At 35.4% G+C, this 1747-nt stretch carries 1 protein-coding gene; it reads right to left on the minus strand.

Translation table 11 applies throughout. The annotated features are described in order from the left end of the window. Positions 1–12: 12 nt before the first annotated feature. On the minus strand, positions 13–1747 hold a 1735-nt coding region (locus tag JO950_RS21765), incomplete at its 5' end, for an ABC transporter ATP-binding protein (protein WP_202704520.1).

Genomic DNA, 1747 nt, shown 5'->3' on the forward strand with positions numbered 1-1747 from the left:
ATTACGCAACAATTAAAGTAATTCTTTTTCCGAAAGTTGTTTTAAATATAACGATGCATAATAGCCTTCCTGATTTATTAATTGATTATGAGAGCCTTGTTGAATGATCTTCCCGTCTTCCAAAATGATTATTTTATCGGCATTTTTTGCAGATGATACCCTATGGCTTACAATTATTGTAGTTTTATCTTTACAAATTTTAAATAAATTGCTAAGAATCGTTTCCTCTGTTTCTGTGTCCACTGCCGACAAACAATCGTCGAAAAGTAAAATAGCCGGATTTTTAATAATTGCGCGCGCAATAGAGACCCGCTGCTTTTGGCCGCCTGAGAGAGTGATTCCTCTTTCTCCTAAAACAGTATCGTATTGTTTGTTAAAAGCGATAATATTATCATGAACTACCGCATTTTTGGCCGCTTCGATTACTTCTTCGTCTGTAGCGTTCTGATTGCCGAATTTTATATTGTTTTTAATAGTGTCCGAGAATAAAAAAGCGTCTTGAGGTACAATTCCAACATTATTTCGCAAATCATACAGATTCAGACCACTGATTTCGTTCTGATCAATAGTGATTTTCCCCTCGGTTACATCATATAAACGGGAGATTAGTGATAATATTGTAGACTTTCCTGAACCGGTTTTTCCTAAAATAGCCAATGTCTCTCCTTTTTTGACAGTAAAAGTTACATTTTTAAGAGCCTCGATCTTGGTGTCTTCGTAGGTATAGTTTACATTTTCAAAAGAAATGGTACCCTCAATATTGGAATGATTCTCGTTATTATTTTTTATTTCGGGCTCGATTTTTAAAAATTCATTTAAACGTTTCTGAGAAGCTTCGGCTTCCTGTACCATTGATGAAACCCATCCTAATGAAGCTACCGGCCAGGTTAACATATTCACATATAAAATAAACTCGGCAATCGTTCCAATATTCGGAATCGTTCCGTTAATGTACATGACACCTCCAAAGTAAATGACTACAAGGTTACTGATTCCGATTAAAGCAATCATCAAAGGACCAAATAAAGACTGTACTTTGGCCAAATCCAAGCTCTTTTTTTTGCTTTCGTCAGCCAGAGCGACCATGTTGTTTTGATGCTGATTTTCCAGTGAGTTGGCTTTTATAACACGAATACCGGAAAAGATTTCCTGTGTGAAGCTGGAAACTTTAGATAAATATTGCTGAAAAGTGGTACTTCTTTTATTGATTTCTGAGCTTAGTTTGAAAATGCAATAAGAAAGAATTGGTAAAGGTAAAATTGTATATAGTGTTAATAATGGTGAGACATTGTACATATATATTATGACAATGGCAAAACGAATGAAAGTGTTGATCGTGTACATTACCGCCGGTCCCACATACATACGAACTTTTGAGACGTCTTCGCTAATGCGGTTCATTAAATCTCCGGTGCGGTTTTGTTTGTAAAAGTTTTGTGAGAGTTTTTCATATTGTTTGAAAACTTCATTTTTTAAATCAAACTCGATATGACGCGACATTACGATCAAAGTTTGGCGCATTAAGAAGGTTAGAAAACCCGCTACAATGGTAGTGGCTATGATTAACAGTACGTTATGGATTAATCCTTCACGGTACGTATCAATGACGATTTGCGAAGATTGATCGGCTTTTGGCAGTTTGTCAAACTTTTCGATAGCGTTTAACGACTTGCTAATGAGCTTTGGAGTAAATAGAGAGAATATTTGTGCGATTATGGTGATTAAAATACCTAAAGAGAAACTATAT

It is taken from the genome of Flavobacterium sp. UGB4466, assembly GCF_903469665.1.
Lineage (GTDB): Bacteria > Bacteroidota > Bacteroidia > Flavobacteriales > Flavobacteriaceae > Flavobacterium > Flavobacterium lipolyticum.